General features: G+C 71.6%; 17 protein-coding genes. 12 read left to right on the top strand and 5 right to left on the bottom strand.

All coding sequences use genetic code 11. From position 1 onward, the window contains the following. The first annotated feature begins 650 nt into the window (after window positions 1-650). The 4 genes from BLT28_RS31590 (at window position 651) to BLT28_RS31575 (ending at window position 3,937) form a co-directional block, all read left to right on the top strand. The gene (locus BLT28_RS31590; RefSeq protein WP_030427029.1) at window positions 651-1,271 is read left to right on the top strand and encodes a hypothetical protein; all 621 of its coding nucleotides are present in this window, start codon (window positions 651-653) and stop codon (window positions 1,269-1,271) included. Further along, a complete protein-coding gene (locus BLT28_RS31585; protein WP_030427030.1) occupies window positions 1,271-1,810 on the top strand; it encodes a PEP/pyruvate-binding domain-containing protein in 540 nt (179 codons plus the stop codon). Before BLT28_RS31590 ends, BLT28_RS31585 begins: the two co-directional genes overlap by 1 nt. Before the next feature lie 16 nt (window positions 1,811-1,826). Then, the gene (locus BLT28_RS31580) at window positions 1,827-2,483 is read left to right on the top strand and encodes a ceramidase domain-containing protein (RefSeq protein WP_030427031.1); all 657 of its coding nucleotides are present in this window, start codon (window positions 1,827-1,829) and stop codon (window positions 2,481-2,483) included. A 356-nt stretch (window positions 2,484-2,839) separates the two neighbouring features. Continuing rightward, window positions 2,840-3,937: a LacI family DNA-binding transcriptional regulator gene (locus BLT28_RS31575; protein WP_052406803.1), complete on the top strand. Its 1,098-nt coding sequence runs from the start codon at window positions 2,840-2,842 to the stop codon at window positions 3,935-3,937. Here BLT28_RS31575 and BLT28_RS31570 read toward each other — a convergent pair. Beyond that, on the bottom strand, window positions 3,873-5,111 hold the full coding sequence (locus BLT28_RS31570; RefSeq protein ID WP_063766504.1) for a cytochrome P450: 1,239 nt from the start codon (window positions 5,109-5,111) through the stop codon (window positions 3,873-3,875). The two genes, BLT28_RS31575 and BLT28_RS31570, sit on opposite strands and share 65 nt — an antisense overlap. A gap of 89 nt (window positions 5,112-5,200) precedes the next feature. On the opposite strand from BLT28_RS31570, the gene BLT28_RS31565 reads away from it, so the two are divergent. Next, a complete protein-coding gene (locus BLT28_RS31565) occupies window positions 5,201-6,406 on the top strand; it encodes a cytochrome P450 (protein ID WP_030427034.1) in 1,206 nt (401 codons plus the stop codon). Between the two features lie 131 nt (window positions 6,407-6,537). On the opposite strand, the gene mtnA is transcribed toward BLT28_RS31565, so the two are convergent. After that, window positions 6,538-7,545: an S-methyl-5-thioribose-1-phosphate isomerase gene (mtnA, locus tag BLT28_RS31560; RefSeq protein WP_156050447.1), complete on the bottom strand. Its 1,008-nt coding sequence runs from the start codon at window positions 7,543-7,545 to the stop codon at window positions 6,538-6,540. Window positions 7,546-7,567: 22 nt separating this feature from the next. Between mtnA and BLT28_RS31555 the strand changes: the two genes are divergently transcribed. From BLT28_RS31555 to BLT28_RS31545, 3 genes are all read left to right on the top strand, one after another. Continuing rightward, window positions 7,568-8,611 (top strand): gamma-glutamylcyclotransferase family protein, encoded by a 1,044-nt coding sequence (locus BLT28_RS31555; protein ID WP_030427036.1) that lies wholly within the window; start codon window positions 7,568-7,570, stop codon window positions 8,609-8,611. Window positions 8,612-8,680: 69 nt separating this feature from the next. Further along, window positions 8,681-9,292: a DUF4232 domain-containing protein gene (locus BLT28_RS31550; protein WP_030427037.1), complete on the top strand. Its 612-nt coding sequence runs from the start codon at window positions 8,681-8,683 to the stop codon at window positions 9,290-9,292. A gap of 7 nt (window positions 9,293-9,299) precedes the next feature. Continuing rightward, the gene (locus BLT28_RS31545) at window positions 9,300-10,091 is read left to right on the top strand and encodes a transporter substrate-binding domain-containing protein (protein WP_030427038.1); all 792 of its coding nucleotides are present in this window, start codon (window positions 9,300-9,302) and stop codon (window positions 10,089-10,091) included. 57 nt (window positions 10,092-10,148) lie between these two features. Here the strand turns inward: BLT28_RS31545 and BLT28_RS31540 are convergent, their stop codons facing one another. Next, on the bottom strand, window positions 10,149-11,240 hold the full coding sequence (locus BLT28_RS31540) for a CU044_5270 family protein (protein ID WP_052406804.1): 1,092 nt from the start codon (window positions 11,238-11,240) through the stop codon (window positions 10,149-10,151). Next, window positions 11,233-11,817 carry an RNA polymerase sigma factor gene (locus BLT28_RS31535; RefSeq protein WP_231950493.1) on the bottom strand — a complete coding sequence of 195 codons (585 nt, stop codon included), beginning with the start codon at window positions 11,815-11,817 and terminating at the stop codon, window positions 11,233-11,235. Before BLT28_RS31535 ends, BLT28_RS31540 begins: the two co-directional genes overlap by 8 nt. 179 nt (window positions 11,818-11,996) lie before the next feature. Here BLT28_RS31535 and BLT28_RS31530 point away from each other — a divergent pair, with 179 nt between their 5' ends. Genes BLT28_RS31530 through BLT28_RS31515 form a run of 4 tightly spaced genes read left to right on the top strand, consistent with a single transcriptional unit; the run spans window position 11,997 to window position 14,307 of the window. After that, the gene (locus tag BLT28_RS31530; protein WP_083383803.1) at window positions 11,997-12,467 is read left to right on the top strand and encodes a hypothetical protein; all 471 of its coding nucleotides are present in this window, start codon (window positions 11,997-11,999) and stop codon (window positions 12,465-12,467) included. Continuing rightward, entirely contained in the window at window positions 12,464-12,916 is a 453-nt protein-coding gene (locus tag BLT28_RS31525; RefSeq protein WP_030427042.1) for a hypothetical protein, read from the top strand. Before BLT28_RS31530 ends, BLT28_RS31525 begins: the two co-directional genes overlap by 4 nt. Continuing rightward, the gene (locus BLT28_RS31520) at window positions 12,916-13,425 is read left to right on the top strand and encodes a carboxymuconolactone decarboxylase family protein (RefSeq protein ID WP_030427043.1); all 510 of its coding nucleotides are present in this window, start codon (window positions 12,916-12,918) and stop codon (window positions 13,423-13,425) included. The genes BLT28_RS31525 and BLT28_RS31520 overlap by 1 nt, the downstream gene beginning before the upstream one ends. A gap of 45 nt (window positions 13,426-13,470) precedes the next feature. Then, the gene (locus tag BLT28_RS31515) at window positions 13,471-14,307 is read left to right on the top strand and encodes a hypothetical protein (RefSeq protein WP_052406805.1); all 837 of its coding nucleotides are present in this window, start codon (window positions 13,471-13,473) and stop codon (window positions 14,305-14,307) included. 36 nt (window positions 14,308-14,343) lie between these two features. On the opposite strand, the gene BLT28_RS31510 is transcribed toward BLT28_RS31515, so the two are convergent. Continuing rightward, complete coding sequence (locus BLT28_RS31510) at window positions 14,344-16,077, bottom strand: M14 family zinc carboxypeptidase (protein ID WP_052406806.1); 1,734 nt, start codon at window positions 16,075-16,077, stop codon at window positions 14,344-14,346. Window positions 16,078-16,396 lie beyond the last annotated feature (319 nt).

The raw sequence follows: 16,396 nt of genomic DNA, 5'->3' as shown, positions 1-16,396 counted from the left end.
TCAACCGCAGCTTGCCCAACGGCGCGCAGGTCTGCGTCGAAGCGTGGGAGCACCTCGACGACGGCACGATGAGGTCGATCGGCCTGCCGTGCGGCACGATCAAGGCCTGAGAAACGGCTGAACGGGGCGCGGGACTTTCCCGCGCCCCGTTTTCATGCGCGCTCCGGCGCTGTCCGGCCAGTGCCTCAACCCACCGCGAGCCGCTAGGTCGTTCGGTCGCACGGCTTGCTCCCAAGCACTTCAAAGGTCTGGCGCGCCGGAGTTGCACGTGCCCGACGGGAGTGGATCCCCGGGTCCGGCCGAAGGGATCACCGAGTACGAATTCACAGGGTGGGATGTTTCCGGCAACGGACGACGCGGCCAGGGAAAATAACGATTCGACACCCCCTGAACCGGACACCGCCTTCGCGGTGACCGGCACCGGGCCGGCGTACCGCGCCCACCCGAACGGCGGCTTTTGCCAGCCCGTTTCAGCAATTGCACAAGTTCGTCCAGCGATAGATGGACAGAATCAGCATAAGGACCGTCTAACAAGCCAGGTAAGCGCGCTGTTGACTCGTTCATTCCAGGTCATACCCTACGAATTCGTTCATGACCTGGGGGCAGGGATGACGTCGGTACTGGAAAGGTTTCGCGAAGAACCGAACCACGTGACACCGCTGGACAAACTACCTGAACCGGACGGAGCCGACTGGGTCGCGACACTGCCGGACGCCCGGCTCGCGCCCGTCTGCCGCGGTCTGCTGGACCTGGTGCGCGGGGTGTGCGGCGCCGACTTCGACGGGCTGGGCCCGCGGCGCCTGGTGATCGATCTGCGGATGCGCCGACCGCTGTGCGCGGGCTCGCCGATCGAGCTGCGCGCCCGCCACGTCGACGGGCCCGAGTGGGAGGTGCGCGCGGTGCAGGACGGCGCGGTGGCCTGCACGGGCGCGGTCGAGGTGGAGATCTCCGGCGTGCCGGGGGAGGAACGCCTCCTCGACATCGACGAAGTACTGGACGCGGCACTGCGGTTCGCGGTGGCACCGCGCGATCTGACACCGGGCGATCTCCACTGCCCACCGGAGGTTCCGCCGCTGCTCGGGATGCGCGCCGAGCTGCACCGCGGACTGCCGGGGAGGCGCCCGCTCACCCTGACCTGCGTGCCGGAGCCCGGCCGGGTCGGGCGTGAGGTGGCCATCACCGACCAGTTCGGCACCGACGTCGGCCGCGTGCGCTTCGACTGGTTCGCGGTGAGCAGGTGCCATCGGCGGAACGCCACCAGGGTCGCCTGATGACCCGTCTGGTCACCGCCGATCTGCCCGCGCTGCTCGACCCCTCGGTGGTGGGGCACCGCTTCGCCCGGCAGGCGGCGTTGCGCAGGCAGGGATTCGGGGTGCCGGCCTTCTTCTGCGTTCCGGCCTCGGCGCTGGAGCACGTGCTCACCTCGGTGCTCGACCGGCTCGGGGTGCCACCGCCGCACGGGTACCCGGACCTGCTGACGTGGTCGGAGTCGGCAGGCAAGGAGATCAGGGCGACCGGAGTGGACGACGAACTGGCCGTCGACCTGTGCGCCGAGTTCGACCGGCTCGTCGGGACGGGCGGAGTGGCCGCGGTGCGCGCCTGCGTGTTCGGCGGGCACGGCGACTCCTTCGAGGGCATCAGCAACGGCTACCTCTTCGTGCCGCGGCACGAGCTGGCCGAACGCGTCGCCGACTGCTACGCGTCGATCTTCTCCCCCCAGGCCCTGCTGCACGCCGCGCAACAGGGCATGGACCTACGCTCCATCCGCGTCGCGGTCGGTGTTCAGCGGACCGCGGTGGGACGGGGCTGACACACCTGGGGGTTCGATGGCCTGGACCGACTACATCGACGACTACTGCGAGCGCACCGAGCCGGGCCTGCTGGCCGAACCGCTCAACGCGCTCAGCAACGTCGCGTTCCTCGTCGCGGCGCTCGCGCTGTGGCTCGCGGTGCGCAGGACAGCACCCGCCAGGCCGGGCAGCCTGTACGCGCTCGCGGTGCTGCTGGCGCTGATCGGCCTCGGCAGCGGCGCGTTCCACACGGTCGCCACCGGCTGGGCGCAGTTCCTCGACGTCTTCTTCATCGCGGTGTTCATCCACGTCTACGTCGTGTGCTTCCTGCACTGGTTCTACGGCGTGCGCTGGACGCCGGCCTGGCTCGGCGCCCCGGCCTTCGCGGCGTTCAACGCGCTCATGGGAATGATCACCGGTGGCGAGGGCTCGGCCTCCTACCTCCCGGCGCTGATCGGCCTGGCCGCGTTCACCATCGCGCTCTCGGCGAGCCGGGACCGGGCACTGGTGCGCTACCGGATCTGGTTCGGCGCGGCCACCGCGACCTTCGCCCTGTCGCTGCTGCTGCGCTCGGTCGACCTGAGCGTCTGCCCCACCTTCACCCCGGGAACGCACTTCCTCTGGCACACCCTGAACGCGTGCGTGTTGTACCTGGTCGGCAGAGCCGCCGTGGTGCGGGCGCGCGAGGTTTAGGGGTTTCTCCCGATGTTGGCCGGGGGCGGGGGCGGCAGGATTTTCCTCAGCGGGGCGCAAGGTATGCCGAGGGGTCGCACCTTCGCCCCGACTAGGGCCGGGGGGCGCGGTACAAGGGGGGAGACGCGGCACGGCACGGACCTGAGTCGGATTCGGGGGGAATCCGAAAGTCCGTGACCGTTGCCGCGTCTGTTCGTGCACGCGTTTGACCAGGTTGTGACCATCTTGTGCAGTTCATCGGAATCGACCAACCGATTGTCCGGCAGCCATCCGAGTGATCGCGTTTTCGATTCGGTGACCGACTTGAACTACCCCCTAGAGTGGCACCGGTTCGGCGCCGTCTAGGGGGTTGAGAAGTGGGCACGAAGTCAGCGGCCGACCGACCGGATGGCGATCGTGTCGCGACTCCGGCGGTGCGGCGGGGACGCCCGACGCTGCGGGAGGTCGCCGCGGCGGCGGGAGTCGACGTCTCGACGGCGTCACGGTTGTTGCGCGGTCAGGACATGCCGTACCGGGCGGAGACCCGGCAACGCGTGCTCGACGCCGCGGAGAAACTGGGCTACCGCCCCAACCAGCAGGCCCGCGCGCTGCGGCTGCAACGCCAGCAGGCGATCGGGCTGCTCGTGCCCGACCTGGACAACTTCGGCTTCACCCAGATCCTGCGCGGCGTGCAGGAGGTGGCCGCCGAGCAGGAGTACACGCTGATGCTGGTCGAGGCCGGCGCGGGCGCGGGTGAGGGCGGCGGCATCAGCTACGAGCGGCTGGGCCTCGAAGGCCGCGTCGACGGCATCCTGGTCGCCTTCGCCAGCATGGACGACCCGCACGTGCAGGAGTGGGCCGAACGCGAGCGCCTGCCGATGGTGCTGGTGCAGCGCGGCACGCCGAGCTACCCGGCCTCCGTGGTCATGGACGAGCAGCGCAACGTCGCGGTGATGGTGGAGCACCTGGTCGAGCTGGGCCACCGCCGGATCGGCCACGTGAGCGGGCCGCTGCGCACCGACACCGGCCTGCGCCGCCAGGAGGGCTTCGCGGCGGCCATGCGCGAGCACGGCCTCACCGTGCGGCCCGAGTGGATCGCCGACGGCGGCTTCCACTGGACCGGCGGCCAGGCCGCGGCCCGCCAGATCCTCGACGTGCCCGCCGCGGACCGCCCGACCGCGCTCGTGGTCGCGAACCTGATCAGCGCGCTCGGCACGCTCAGCGCCATCCACGAGCTCGGCCTCACCGTGCCCGGCGACCTCTCCGTGATCGCGATCGACGAGCACATCGTCGCCGAGCACACCAACCCGCCGCTGACCACCGTGCAGACACCACAACGCGAACTCGGGCGCCGGGCCGCGCAGATGCTGCTCAACTCGCTCTCCGGCGAGCGGCCGAGCCGGGTCATGATCACCGACCCACCGCCGGGCCTGGTCGTGCGGTCCTCCACCGCCCCTCCCCCACCCTCGCCGTGATGGTGACGGGGAGGGCGGAGATGCCGTAGACGGCCATGTCGGGGCGGAACTCCACGTCGGCCGGGTCGATCGCCAGGCGGAGGCCGGGAACCGATCGGGTCAGCGCGGTCAGCGCCGCGACGAGCTCGGCCCGCGCGAGCATCTGGCCGAGGCACTGGTGCACGCCGAAGCCGAACGCGATGTGGCGCCCGGCAGGACGGCGCAGGTCGAGGGTGTCGGGATCGGCGAACACCCGCTCGTCGCGATCGGCCGACGCCAGCGCGACGAGCACTCCTTCACCGGGCCGCATGCGTTGTCCCCCAACGGAAATCTCGGCCACGACGGCACGGGCGACGCCCTGCTGGACGACGCTGGAGAACCGGAGCAGCTCCTCGACCGCGCCGGGCACCAGGCCGGGATCGGCGCACAGCTCCTCCCAGCGCGAGCGCTGCGCCAGCAGGGTCAGCACGCTGAGCCCGATCATGTTCGCCGTGGTCTCGTGCCCCGCCACGAGGAGCAGGCGGGCGATGCCGACCAGCTCCTCGTGCGTCAGCTCCCCCGTGCGAAGCCGTTGCACCACAAGGCGGCTGAGCAGATCGTCACCGGGATCGGCGGTCTTCGAGCGCACCAACCCGTCCAGGTACACCCGCAGTTCCTCCACGGCCTGCGCGACGGCCGACGCGGACGCGGCGCGGTCGAGCTGGACCTGGCTGCGCTCGTTGAAGAACTCGCGGTCGGAGCGCGGAACCCCGAGCAGTTCGCAGATCACCAGTGACGGCACGGGCCGGGCGAAGACCTCGACCAGGTCCACCGGGCCGTCGACCGCGGTCAGCTCGGCCAGGCAGTCGGCGATCACCTCGTCGATCACCGGGCGCAGCGCGGCCATGCGCTTGACGGTGAACTCGCCGGTCAGCATGCGGCGGAAGCGGGTGTGCTCCGGCGGGTCCATCGCGAGGAAGACCCCGGGCGGCGGCGGTCCTTCCGGCAGCGGGCGGATCGCCGGGTAGCCGGGAGCGCTGGGCACCGAGCTGAACGCGGGGTCGCCGAGCACCACCTTGGCGTCGGCCTGCCTCGTCACGAACCAGACGCGCTGCCCGGTGCGCAGCCGGACGCGGGAGACCGGCAGTTCGGCGCGCAGCCGGGCGTAGTCCGGTGGAGGGTGGAAAGGATCATCGCGGCGCATCGGGTAGTCCACCCCGCCATCATGCGAGATTTCCCATGGTGGCGATGTCGGTGCGCGGTGTGAGGATCACTGTATTGAGGATCTCGGCGAGGAGGGCCGGCGTGACGACTGAGAACACCGAGATCCCGCGATTCCCGATGGCGCGCCGCCCGGGTTTCGACCCGCCCGCCGAGTACGAGCGGTTGCGCGCGGAGCTGCCGGTGGCTCCGGTGCGCTTGCGGCACGGGCAGACCGCGTGGCTGGTCACCCGCTACGCGGACGTGCGCCGCGTGCTCAGCGACCCCGCGCGCTTCAGCTCCGATCCGGCGAAGCCGGGCTACCCGCAGCTGCGCCCGGTGGTGGACGAGGCGGCGAAGCCGGGCAGCTTCCTGGTCACCGATCCGCCGCTGCACACGAAGTACCGCAGGATCCTGGCCGCGGAGTTCAGCGCGGCGCGGATGGAGGCGCTTCGCCCGGCTGTCACCGAGATCGTGGACGACTGCGTCGACGCGTTGTCCGCCGCCACCCGCCCCGCCGACCTGGTGCGGCACCTCTCGGTCCCGGTGCCCGCGCGGGTGATCAGCCTGCTGCTCGGGGTGCCGGAGACCGATCGGGAGTTCTTCATCGACCGCAGCCGCCGCCACCTCGACCGCTCGCTGCCCGCCGACCAGGTCGGCACCGCGCTCGCGGAGCTGGAGGACTACCTGGACCGGCTGATCACCAGGCGGACCGCCGACCCGGGCGCGGACCTGCTCAGCCGGCTCGCCGTGCGGCACCTGCGCACCGGAGAGCTGACGCGGGAGGAGTTCGTCGGCATGTCGGTGCTGCTGCTGGTCGGCGGCTTCGAGACGACGGCCAACGCGATCGCGCTCTCCGTGCTGGCGCTGCACGAGCAGCCCGGCCAGTGGGCGGCGCTGGTGGCCGACCCGGACCGCGCGGCGGGGGCGGCCGACGAGCTGCTGCGCTACCTGGGCCTGGCCCAGCACGGCGTGGTGCGGGCGGCGGTCGCCGACGTCGAGGTCGGCGGCCAGGTGATCAAGGCGGGCGAAGGTGTGGTCGTCGCGCTGTCCTCGGCGAACCGCGACGCCGGTCACTACGCGGACGCGGACCGGCTCGACGTGTGCCGCCCGGCGGGCGACCACATGACCTTCGGTTGGGGGATGCACAAGTGCATCGGCCAGCACCTGGCGCGGCTGGAGCTGGACGTGGTGCTGCGGACGCTGGTCCGGCGGACCCCGGGGCTGCGCGTGAGCGTGCCGCTGCGGGAGCTGGAGTTCCTCATGGACGCACCGTTCTACGGAGTCCGGGAACTGCCCGTGACCTGGTGACATGGAATCGGGGGGATTGGCCTCCGCCGCCTTGGGGCCAATCCCCCCGAGTCCTGTCGCGCTCACGTGTGAGCGCTCTCATAGAGTGGCCCGGCGACCGTCCGGAGTCAAGCGTCAGAAGCGGACAAATTTCAGGAAGGGCGCTCACCCAGGGCCGGACGGATCAGCCGGCGCTCGGTGACGATGGCGGTCACCAGATCGGCGGGCGTGACGTCGAAGGCCGGGTTCACCGCACCGGTGCCCGCCGGGGCCATCCGGCGGCCGCCCACCACCAGCACCTCGTCCGGGTCGCGTTCCTCGATCTCGATCGCGGCGCCCTCGGGGGTCGCCGGGTCCAGCGTGGACTCCGGGGCGGCGACGACGAACGGGACGCCCGCCCGTGCGGCGGCCAGCGCCAGGGGGTAGGTGCCGACCTTGTTGGCCACGTCGCCGTTCGCGGCGATCCGGTCCGCGCCCACGACCACCGCGTCCACCATGCCGCGCGCGATCAGCCCGGCCCCGGCGCCGTCGACCACCACGCGGTGCGGCAGTCCCAGCTCGGCCAGCTCGGTCGCGGTGATCCGCGAGCCCTGGAACAGCGGCCGCGTCTCGTCCGCGAAGACCATCCGGACCAGGCCGTCCTCCTGGAGCGAGCGCACGACGCCGAGCGCCGTCCCCCAGCCGACGCACGCCAGCGCCCCGGCGTTGCAGTGCGTGTGCAGCGCCAGCGGCCGGTCGCCGAGCTGTTCCCGCAGGAAGTCCGCGCCGCGCCTGCCGAGCTGCTTGTTGGCGGTGACGTCGGCCGCGGCCAGGTCGAGCGCGGCGACGAGCACCGCGTCCGCGCCCTCGTCCACGAACGGGAGCACCTGCTCGACGCCCCAGCGCAGGTTCACCGCGGTCGGCCGGGCCGAGGCGATGAGCTCGGCGTCGCGACGCACCTGTTCGGGGTCGTAGCCCACGCGGCCGGACACCGCCGCGGCCAGCGCCACGCCCAGGGCACCGGCCGCGCCGAGCAACGGCGCTCCCCGGATGACCAGGCGCTTGATCGCGTCCACAAACTCGTCCACTGTGGACAGTCGAAGCAGCCGGAGTTCCGGCAGCACGGTCTGGTCGATCGTCTCGACGTGTCCGTCGACCCAGGTGATGGTGGTTCGCTCCACGGGTTCCGTACGGTACGCGGTGATGTCGTCCTCGTTCAGCTCATTCAGCGACTCTGATTTCCCCGCCGACCCCTACCCCGGCGCGCGGCCCGACGGTTCCTACGCGCACCACGACGGCCGCGGCATCCTGCTGCGCCCGCACGCCGGATCGTGGCTGGCCGGGGACACCGACCTGGACGACTGGCTGGCGGAGCGCGGGGCCGCGACGCTGGCCCAGCGGGTCCCGCTGCTGGTCTACGGCTCGAACCAGTGCCCTTCCAAGATCACCTGGCTGCGCGAGACGCTGCGCCTGCCCGGGCCCGCGGTCGTGCTGCGCGCTCGCTGCGCCGATCTCGCGGCGGTGTGGGCGAGCGGGCTGCGCAAGCGCGACGGCGCGCGTCCGGCAACGCTGGCGTCCGCCCCGGGCGTCGTGGAGACGCACGCGGTGTGGCTGGCGACGCGGGAGCAGGTCCGGGTGCTGGACGTGTGCGAGGGCCGCGGAACGCGCTACGGGCTCGCGAAGGTCGGCAGCGGCACGATCACGCTCGATGACGGGTCCATTGTGGACGGAGCGCTGAGCTACGTCGGCCTGACCGGGATCCGCATGCCCCTGCTGCGGAACGGCGCGATGGTCCGCTGCGCCGACGTCGACCAGGCCGCCGCCCTCGCCCTGCGGGGAACCATCGGCCAGCACGGGCTCTCCGCGTCCTTTTTGGACGGTGAGCCCGACCCGGACGGGTGGCCGGACCGGTTGTTCGTCTACGGAACCCTGCAACCCGGGGCCTCGGCGTGGCGGCTGCTCGAACCGCTGGCCGACGGGCCGGGAACGCCGCACCACCTGCCGGGGCGGCTCTACGACACCGGCCTCGGCTACCCCGCGCTGCGGCCAGGCGACGGGCCGGGAGTCCCCGGAAGGGTGGTTGGCCTGCGCGAACCCGCCACAGCGCTTCGCGTGCTCGACGAGTACGAGGGCGAGGACTACCGCCGCGTCCGGGTCACCCTCGCCGGCGGCCTGGTGGCGTGGACCTACGTCTGGACCGCGGAGGTCTCGGGGATGACGGAGCTGGTCTCCGGCTGGGTGGTCTAGACATGCCGACTGCTCCGTTCCGGTGTACAACAGCAGTGCCCGGGTACTCCTGGCAGGGAGGTCCTAGACATGCGTCGAATCGGACAGGCAGTCACTGGCAGCGCGGTCGTCCTGATGGCGATCACGGCGTGTGGCACGCCCCCGCCCGCTGAGCCGGCGAACCCGAATCCGCTCGTGGCACCGCCACCCCCGGCGGCGCCGGACCCGAACGAGGCGGCCAAGGCTCCGGCAGAACCCCACCCGGCAGGGGCCAGACCGGCTGACACCCGGTGCACCGCCGCGGATCTGACCGGGGAGCTGAAGGACTCCGACGCGGGAGCGGGCCAGCGCTACGCGACGCTCGTGGTGACGAACAAGAGCGGCAAGGCGTGCACCCTCTTCGGCTACGGCGGGATGGAGTTGCGGCGCAACAACGGCGAACGCGTCCCGACGAAGGCCGAGCGCACAGCCGACCCCGGCCCGAAGACGGTCATGCTCCCGCCGGGCCAGAAGGCGGGGAAGAAGCTGCACTGGAGCCCGATCCCGGCCGGTGAGGAACCGACCGACGGGCCGTGTGCGCCGACCCCGGACGTGCTCGCGGTGACGCCGCCGGACGACACCAAGCAGTTCACGGTCCCGTGGACGAACGGATATGTCTGCAACGGCGGCAAGATTGACGGGACGGCCTACTTCCGCCTTTAGTGCGTGCATGCGTGCCAAGGCGGTTCTCATCACGGTGATGTCCCTGCTCGCCATCGGCTCGATCTCCAGTGCGAGCCCTGACGAGCGAGGCGGCGGCAGTCGGCTCGACCTCGTGGGCAAACGCGGCGAACTCCGGGTGTGCAGCACGGGCGACTACCGCCCGTTCACCTACCGCGATCCCGGGACGGGGGCGTGGAGCGGGATCGACCTCGACATGGCGGGCGATCTCGCCAAGCGGCTCGGCGTGCGGATGACGATCGTGCCGACCACGTGGAAGACCCTGGTCGACGACTTCCGCAGGCGCTGCGACATCGCGGCCGGCGGGGTTTCGATCACGTTGGAGCGCGCGCGGCACGCCTTCTATACGCAGGCGTACGTGGTGGACGGGAAGACGCCGATCACCCGCTGCGAGAACGCCTCGCGCTTCCGGACGCTGGAGCAGATCGACAAGCCGGGCGTGCGCGCGATCGTGAACCCGGGCGGTACCAACGAGCAGTTCGCCCGCGCCAACCTGAAGCAGGCGACCATCGTCGCGCACCCGGACAACAACACGATCTTCGACGAGATCGTCGCGGGCCGGGTGGACCTGATGATCACCGACGCGGTCGAGACGCGCTGGCAGGCGAAGCTGCGACCGGAGCTCTGCGCCGTGCACCCGGAGAAGCCGTTCACCTTCTCGGAGAAGGCCTACCTCGTCCCGCTCGGCGACGTGGTCTTCAAGCACTGGGTCGACCAGTGGCTCAACCTCGCCCTGCACGACGGCACCTACGAGCGGATCAGCAAGCCCTGGCTGGGCTGAGCCGACGGACGGACCGGAGCGCCCCCGAGGCACTCCGGTCCGTCCGGCCTCCGCCGATCAGCTGACGGGAACGGTCCCGATCCCGTCCACCACGGCGGTCCTCACGGCGCTGAAACTGCGCACCGTTCCTGGCTTGAGGCCGTACTCCTCCTCGGCCATCACGTCGCGGTTGCCGATGTACTGGCCGTCGGCCGGGTCGATGATGATCTCGCGGAACTCCTTGCCCTGCCGCACGCCGAGCGCGGTCCCCTTGCGGTTGTCGAGGTTGACGACGTTCTCGGTGATCTGCAGGCTCGGCACGTACGCGAGCGCGCGGTAGATCGTCGCCCTGATTCCCGCGGGGACCCGACCGCTGTTCAGCAGCGAACCGACCGAGGGCACCACGAACCCGTCGCCGCCGGGGAACGAGGCGACGAACTTCTCGTAGAGCTGCTTCGGGTCCTTCGGCAGCGCGGCGAGGAACTCCGGGGTGGGGTTGTTCCAACTCCCCTCGCCACAGGACTTGCGGCTGCCCTGCGCGATGTAGTCGAAGTCGCCGCACGGCGCCCGCCACTCGCCGAGCAGCTCGCGCGGCGTGCTGGGAGTGGGCTCGCCCTCGCCTTCGAGACCGGGGAGCCACTTCTCCTTGCCGACGTTCGCGCGGCGCTCCATCCACACGTGCCGCTGGTCGGCCGGGATCCACGTCTCGTCGATGACCCCGCCGAAGGACGCGCCGCCGTCGCTGTAGGTCGTGACGCCCTCGGCGCGCAGGGACCGGTAGAGGAACTGGCCGGGCGCGATCTTCGGGTCGACGGTGCCCATCGCCAGGTCGGCGGCCTTGTTCAGGGTCGCGACCGCCTCCGCGTGCGCCTCACCGCCGCCACCCCAGATGACCGTCTGCGAAGCGAGGACGCCGACCGTGAGAACGCCGACCGCGGCGGCCGCGGCCAACCACCGTCCAGTGCGCCGGGGCCGCGGTTGCGGCCGGGCGACGCCGGGCGTGGGGGCTTCCTGGGTGGTGGTCAACTCTTCCTCCGCTGTGGTCGTCGCTTCCATGGCCGCGAACAGCCGCGCGCGGCCCGACTGGAACGCGCTCTCGGTCATGTCCGGCACGTCGGCGAGGTCCCCGAGACCCGCGTCGAGTGCTCGGTCCAGCTCCGCGTCACGCATGTCCGTCTCCCCGCTCTCTTTGGCTCGCCCGCACCGCGTGACGAAGGCTCTTCGCGTCCATCCGGGTCGCGAGCTGCTTGCGCAGCCGCGCCCGGACCCGGTGCAGGCACGTGCGAACCGTGACCGGGTGCATGTCCAGCGCTTCGGCGATCTCCGCAGGAGCCAGGTCCGTCCACGCCGACATCAGCAGCACGTCCCGGTCCCGCTCCGGCAGCTCGGCGAGCATCGGCGCGAGGTGTCCGGAAACCGCGCCCGCGTCGGCTAGGTCGACGGCCCGCTCCCCCACGTCCGCGACCTCCTCCCGCCGCGCGCCGTCCCGGGTCCACGCCCGCAACCGCCGCTCCTCCGACCGGGCGTGCCGGCGCACGAGGTTCGTCGCGACGCCGTACATCCAGGCCCGGGCGGAGTCACCGCCGAACTCGACGGTGTCCCGCTGCTGCCACAGCACCAGGAAGGTCTCCGCGACCAGGTCGTCGGCGACCTCGGTGCCGACCCGCCGGGCCAGGTAGCGGTGCAACCGCCGGGCGGAGCCGTCGTAGAGCTCGGCCAGCGCCGATGCCGGGTCCGGACGGCTCACGCCGGGTCCCTTCGTCCGCGCCGGGGGCGCCACTGTTCGCACATCAGGTTCCTGCCCGGGGCCCACCGGGGCGTTCCGCGCGTGTGACCACGACCACAGCAGACCGGCCGTTCGCGGCTCTTGCGCGTGCTGTCACCCTCTTGGGGTACGAACCCGGAGCTCGGTTGGGAGCGTGGATCATGGTCGGAGGGACGGTCCGCCAGTGGTGGTGGACGGCGCCGGGCTGGCAGCGACTCGGCGCGGCGATCACGGGCACAGCGCTCGGACTCGGCGCGCTCGGCGGCGCGGGCGCTCTCCTGCGCCCCAGCCCGACAGCGGTTCCGGCCGCGCTCACCGTCGTCCAGACGACCCAGCCGACGACCAGCTCCGCCGAGACCACCACCCCGGTCACGACCACCACGACGGAGACCACCACCGAGGCCCCGCCTCCGCCCCCGCCCCCCAGCCAGGCCCCACCGTCGAAGAAGCCCACCACGCCGCCGCGCACGCAGGCCCCGCCGCCCAAGCCGACCGCGACGACGAACCCGATGTTCCCGAAGGCGGGCTCCCCCTGCGCCAAGGAAGGCGACTTCGCGATCAGCGACCAGGGCAAGGGGTTGCTGTGCTTGAAGGGCCCCGGCGACCAGCGACTGCGGTGGAGGCAGCTGTGAGCACCAAGACGCGGCTGGGGCCGACTCCCCCGCGCGGCCTGCTGCCGGACGGCACCGTGCGCACGACGGGCTGGTTGATCATCGCGGGCAGGCCGGTCAGCTCGGGTGTGCTCGCGGCGATCGCGTTCGCCTTCATCCCCTTCGCGACGATGCCCTGGAGCGAGGTCGGCTTCCTCCCGCTGTTCACGGCGGCGGCGGGCTACGGGATGTGGAAGCTGCACACGACGCTGGTCTGCCCGGCGTCGCAGGCGCGCAACCTCGGTGCCTGCCCGGCCTACCGGCTCGCGCCAGGGCAGGACATCCGGCTGCACGGCGAGATCGGCCCGGTGACCCGCCTCGTCGACGTGTCCCTGCACCCCGGCGGCCGGGTCCTCGTGGTGGTCAGCGGTGGTCGCGAGCTGAACTGGGCCGCCGACCGCCCGGTCCAGCTGGTCCGGCTGGTCACCTGATGTCGCTGGAGGCGCTCAGGGCCGCGCTGCCGGGCTACGCCGACGACATCGAGCAGAACCTGGGCCTGGTGATCGACGGTTCGGCGCTGCCCGAACGGCAACTGTGGGGCACCGTGGTCGCCGTGGCGGTCGCCGCGCGCAACGCCGAGGTGCTGCGCGAGCTGACCGAGGAGGCCGTGGCGCGCGTTCCCGCCGAGGTCGTCACCGCGGCGAAGGCGGCCGCGGCGATCATGGCGATGAACAACGTCTACTTCCACGCCAAGCACGTGATCGGCGCGGACCTGCCCGCCCGGCTGCGCATGCGGGTGGTGGCGCGGCCGGGCGTCGACAAGATCGACTTCGAGCTGTGGTGCCTGGCGGTGTCGGCGATCAACGGCTGCGAGGTCTGCGTGGAAGCGCACCACCGGGCGCTGCGCGCGGCCGACGTTTCCGCGGAGGCGGTGAACGACGCGCTGCGGATCGCCGCGGTCGTGCACGCCGTCGCGGTCACGCTGGACGCGGAGGTCTGATCCGTCGAACCGCCCCGGAGCCGTCTGCGCCACAATGGGCCCACGATGGTGGACGACGAGCTGGAGCTGCTGATCACCGTGGTGGTCGGCGCCGAGGACGAACGGCAGGCCCGCGCGGCCTGCCGTGAGCTGGTCAACCGCGTCGGGGGACGGATCGTGGAGGCCGGCGACTGCTCCGACGAGGAACCGGGCTGCTGGTCGGTGACGGTCAGCAAGCCGAGCTCGGAGCGCGTTTCCGAGCACGTGACGGCCACCCTGGCCAGGGCGGTGCGCAGGTTCGTCCGCGAGCTGGGGCCGGAGTTCGGCACCCCGCAGGTGGCCTGCGAGCTGCCCACGGCGTGGACCGTGCTCGACGACCCCAACACGATCGGCCGCCTCGTGCCGAACTGCGAGCGCGTGCTGGTGGAGGCGTGGGTGGGCGGAAATCCGCTCACCCACGAGTTCGCCGCCACCGCCGAGGACCCGGACGAGGTCCAGCCCGCCGCCGAGCCCGAGGCGCCGTGGGACTTCGACGCGCCCGACGTCACGCACGTGCTGTGGCTGTCGGTGGACGTGGCGACGGACAGCCCGGCGAACGCCCAGTGGCAGGCCCGGGCCGTGGCCAGCCGCCTCGCCCGCTCCGCCCAGGTGGTCGAGTGCGCGGAGAGCGAGCCGGGGCTGCGCCGGGTGGACATCAACCTCGGCCCGGTGGTCTGCGAGAAGCCCGAGGTGTTGCAGGACGTCGTGCGCCCGCTCGGCCGCGAGGGCTGGGACATGCTCTGGGAAGGGGAGGCGGGCGCGATCACCTGGATCGCCGAGGCCGCCCCCGCCAACGGCATCGCCGCGCTCCAGCTCGCCGTCGAACCACTCCGCCGCGCGGGCGCTCCGGCCGCCTCCCCCTGACCCCTGCCGTGTTCCGCCGTCTTCAGCCGCGCCGGGTCAGCGGGCGGGGAGCCAGGTGGCGGTGAAGGGGCCCCAGTTGCCCGCGGCGTCCTTCGCGCGGATGTACGCGAGGCGCTTGGCGGTGTCCGCGGTGGGGACGACGCCGCCGATCTCCACGGTGGGACCCGTTCCCCGCACATCGAGGGGTTGCGGGGTGCCACCGGCCCACGGGGCCTTGTCGAGGTAGATCTCCGCCGCCGCGATGTTCTGCGCCGCCGGACGCCCGACACCCGCCCTGCCGTAAGCGTCGTCGTCGGCCTTCGCGGTGAAGGACGCGAACTGCCCACGGGCACGAGCGACGGTGATGCCGGAGACCGTGGGGCCCTGAGCCGCCACGTACGGCTGCGCGGCCACCTTCGCCGCGTAGAGCAGCGCGTTCTCGTTCTCCCGCCAGAAGCGGTCCTGGCACGTGTAGGCGGGGTGGAAGCCCGAGCAGTCGCCCGCGGGCGGACCGACCTCGTAGGTGAAGGACGCGATGCCCAGCTTGTCGTAGGCCCAGTCGTCCGTGGTGCCCGACGCGTCGTAGAGGACCTCACCCGGCTGACCCGCGTCGTAGCCGTTGTAGTGGTTCATCCGGAACGCCATCGAACGCAGCCCGGAATCGTTGGGCGCCTTGACGTTCCCGTCGTAGCCCCACGGGAACAGCACCAGGTTCGAGTACGTGTGCAGCGTGATCATCGCGCCGCGCGTGGTCGCGGGGGCGGGATCGGTCGGGGCCGGGCCGCGCTGGTCCTGGAAGAGCTTGGAGAACAGCGTCGCGAGCTGCGAGACCTCGGGCTCCGACGCCGCCTTCGGTCCCTTGTAGACCTGGTTGCAGGTACCGGTGGACGTGCCCGCCTTGCCCCAGTTGGAGTCCCAGTTGCGGTTGAGGTCGATGCCGAACTGCGAGCCGGAGTTGCCGCGGCAGGGCTCAGCGCCGTTGGTGTTGTTGGTGTTCTTGCGCTGCCAGGAGTTGCCGGCGGGCCCGGTATCGCCCTTCAAGCCGGACTCGACCCACTGGATGCCGTCCGGATTCACTTGCGGCACAACCCAAACCTCGGTGCCGTCGAGTACAGCGGTCACATCCGCGTCCGCCGAGTAGCCGTCCACCAGCTTGGTGATGTAGCGCCACGCCAGCTCACTCGTGGTCAGCTCGCGCGCGTGGATCTGCGCCATCAACAGGAAACGGGGCTTGGTCGAGTTCGGGTCGGTCTTGCACCCGCTCGCCGCGTTCGCGGTGATGCACAACGCTTCCAAGGTGTTGCCCGCGCCCGGGTCCTGCGTCTTCTTCCACGAGCTGCCGTACTCGACGCGCCGCACCAACGACGGGTAGGCCGCCGCGACGTCGCGGGTGAACGCCTGGAAACCGGAAACCGTGCGGTATCCGCCGTAGTGGGTCGGATAGTCCTTGTCCGCCAACAGTTTCGGCTTCGGGTAGGTCGCCGCGGCCACCACCGGGGCGGGACCGGGCGCGCTGCGCACGACGGAGGCGCCTTCCGCGGCCAGCTCACCCCTGGTCCGTTCCGTGCCGAGGACCTGGACCCGGCCGCCGGAGCGGGAGACCACGTCGAAGCCCTTCTCGACGAGCCGCCGGGCCAGCACGGCGGCGTCCTGGCCTGGCGCGGTGACGTCGAAGACCTGGGGCTGCTCGGCACCGGGGGCCGCGGTGGCGCTCGGCGCGAGAGTGGCCACCGTCAGCGCGGCCGCGGTGGCGGCGAGGGCGCTGCGGAGCCGACCTGGGCGTCGTGGCATGGAGGGGTTCCCTTCGTCGTGGACGACCGGGGAAATCCTGTTGTTCGCCGACGACGGCCGACAATCCGCCAGACGGCCCACGCCCTCCACAGAGGAACGCGGGCGGGGCCGCGGCACCAGTGGGTGAGTTAGGAATTTTCCTTGGTTTGCCTATATGCGTCATTCGGTTACCGGCTTGCCCTCATCGGCGCGCACCCGATCGGAAGACGCACAGGTGAGGACCTGCGCGGGGGCGTGAGACGCCCTATTGGCCGATCTTGTTCCCTCGTGCTTGCGCAGGTGGACCGGACCGGTATTACTTTCGAAGTGCGGCCGGTGG

The sequence above is a fragment of the Allokutzneria albata genome (genome assembly GCF_900103775.1).
In the GTDB taxonomy this organism is placed as follows: Bacteria; Actinomycetota; Actinomycetes; order Mycobacteriales; family Pseudonocardiaceae; genus Allokutzneria; species Allokutzneria albata.
This window is presented reverse-complemented; position numbering and strand designations above follow the sequence as displayed.

Excerpts from the sequence above, each read along its gene's own strand:
- BLT28_RS31540 (WP_052406804.1), bottom strand. The coding sequence starts at position 11,240 with ATGCGTGACGCGGAGCTGGACCGAGCACTCGACGCGGGTCTCGGGGAC.
- BLT28_RS31555 (WP_030427036.1), top strand. The coding sequence starts at position 7,568 with ATGTCGTCCTCGTTCAGCTCATTCAGCGACTCTGATTTCCCCGCCGAC.
- BLT28_RS31520 (WP_030427043.1), top strand. The coding sequence starts at position 12,916 with ATGTCGCTGGAGGCGCTCAGGGCCGCGCTGCCGGGCTACGCCGACGAC.
- BLT28_RS31585 (WP_030427030.1), top strand. The coding sequence starts at position 1,271 with ATGACCCGTCTGGTCACCGCCGATCTGCCCGCGCTGCTCGACCCCTCG.
- BLT28_RS31545 (WP_030427038.1), top strand. The coding sequence starts at position 9,300 with ATGCGTGCCAAGGCGGTTCTCATCACGGTGATGTCCCTGCTCGCCATC.
- BLT28_RS31550 (WP_030427037.1), top strand. The coding sequence starts at position 8,681 with ATGCGTCGAATCGGACAGGCAGTCACTGGCAGCGCGGTCGTCCTGATG.
- BLT28_RS31515 (WP_052406805.1), top strand. The coding sequence starts at position 13,471 with ATGGTGGACGACGAGCTGGAGCTGCTGATCACCGTGGTGGTCGGCGCC.
- BLT28_RS31530 (WP_083383803.1), top strand. The coding sequence starts at position 11,997 with ATGGTCGGAGGGACGGTCCGCCAGTGGTGGTGGACGGCGCCGGGCTGG.
- BLT28_RS31580 (WP_030427031.1), top strand. The coding sequence starts at position 1,827 with ATGGCCTGGACCGACTACATCGACGACTACTGCGAGCGCACCGAGCCG.
- BLT28_RS31510 (WP_052406806.1), bottom strand. The coding sequence starts at position 16,077 with ATGCCACGACGCCCAGGTCGGCTCCGCAGCGCCCTCGCCGCCACCGCG.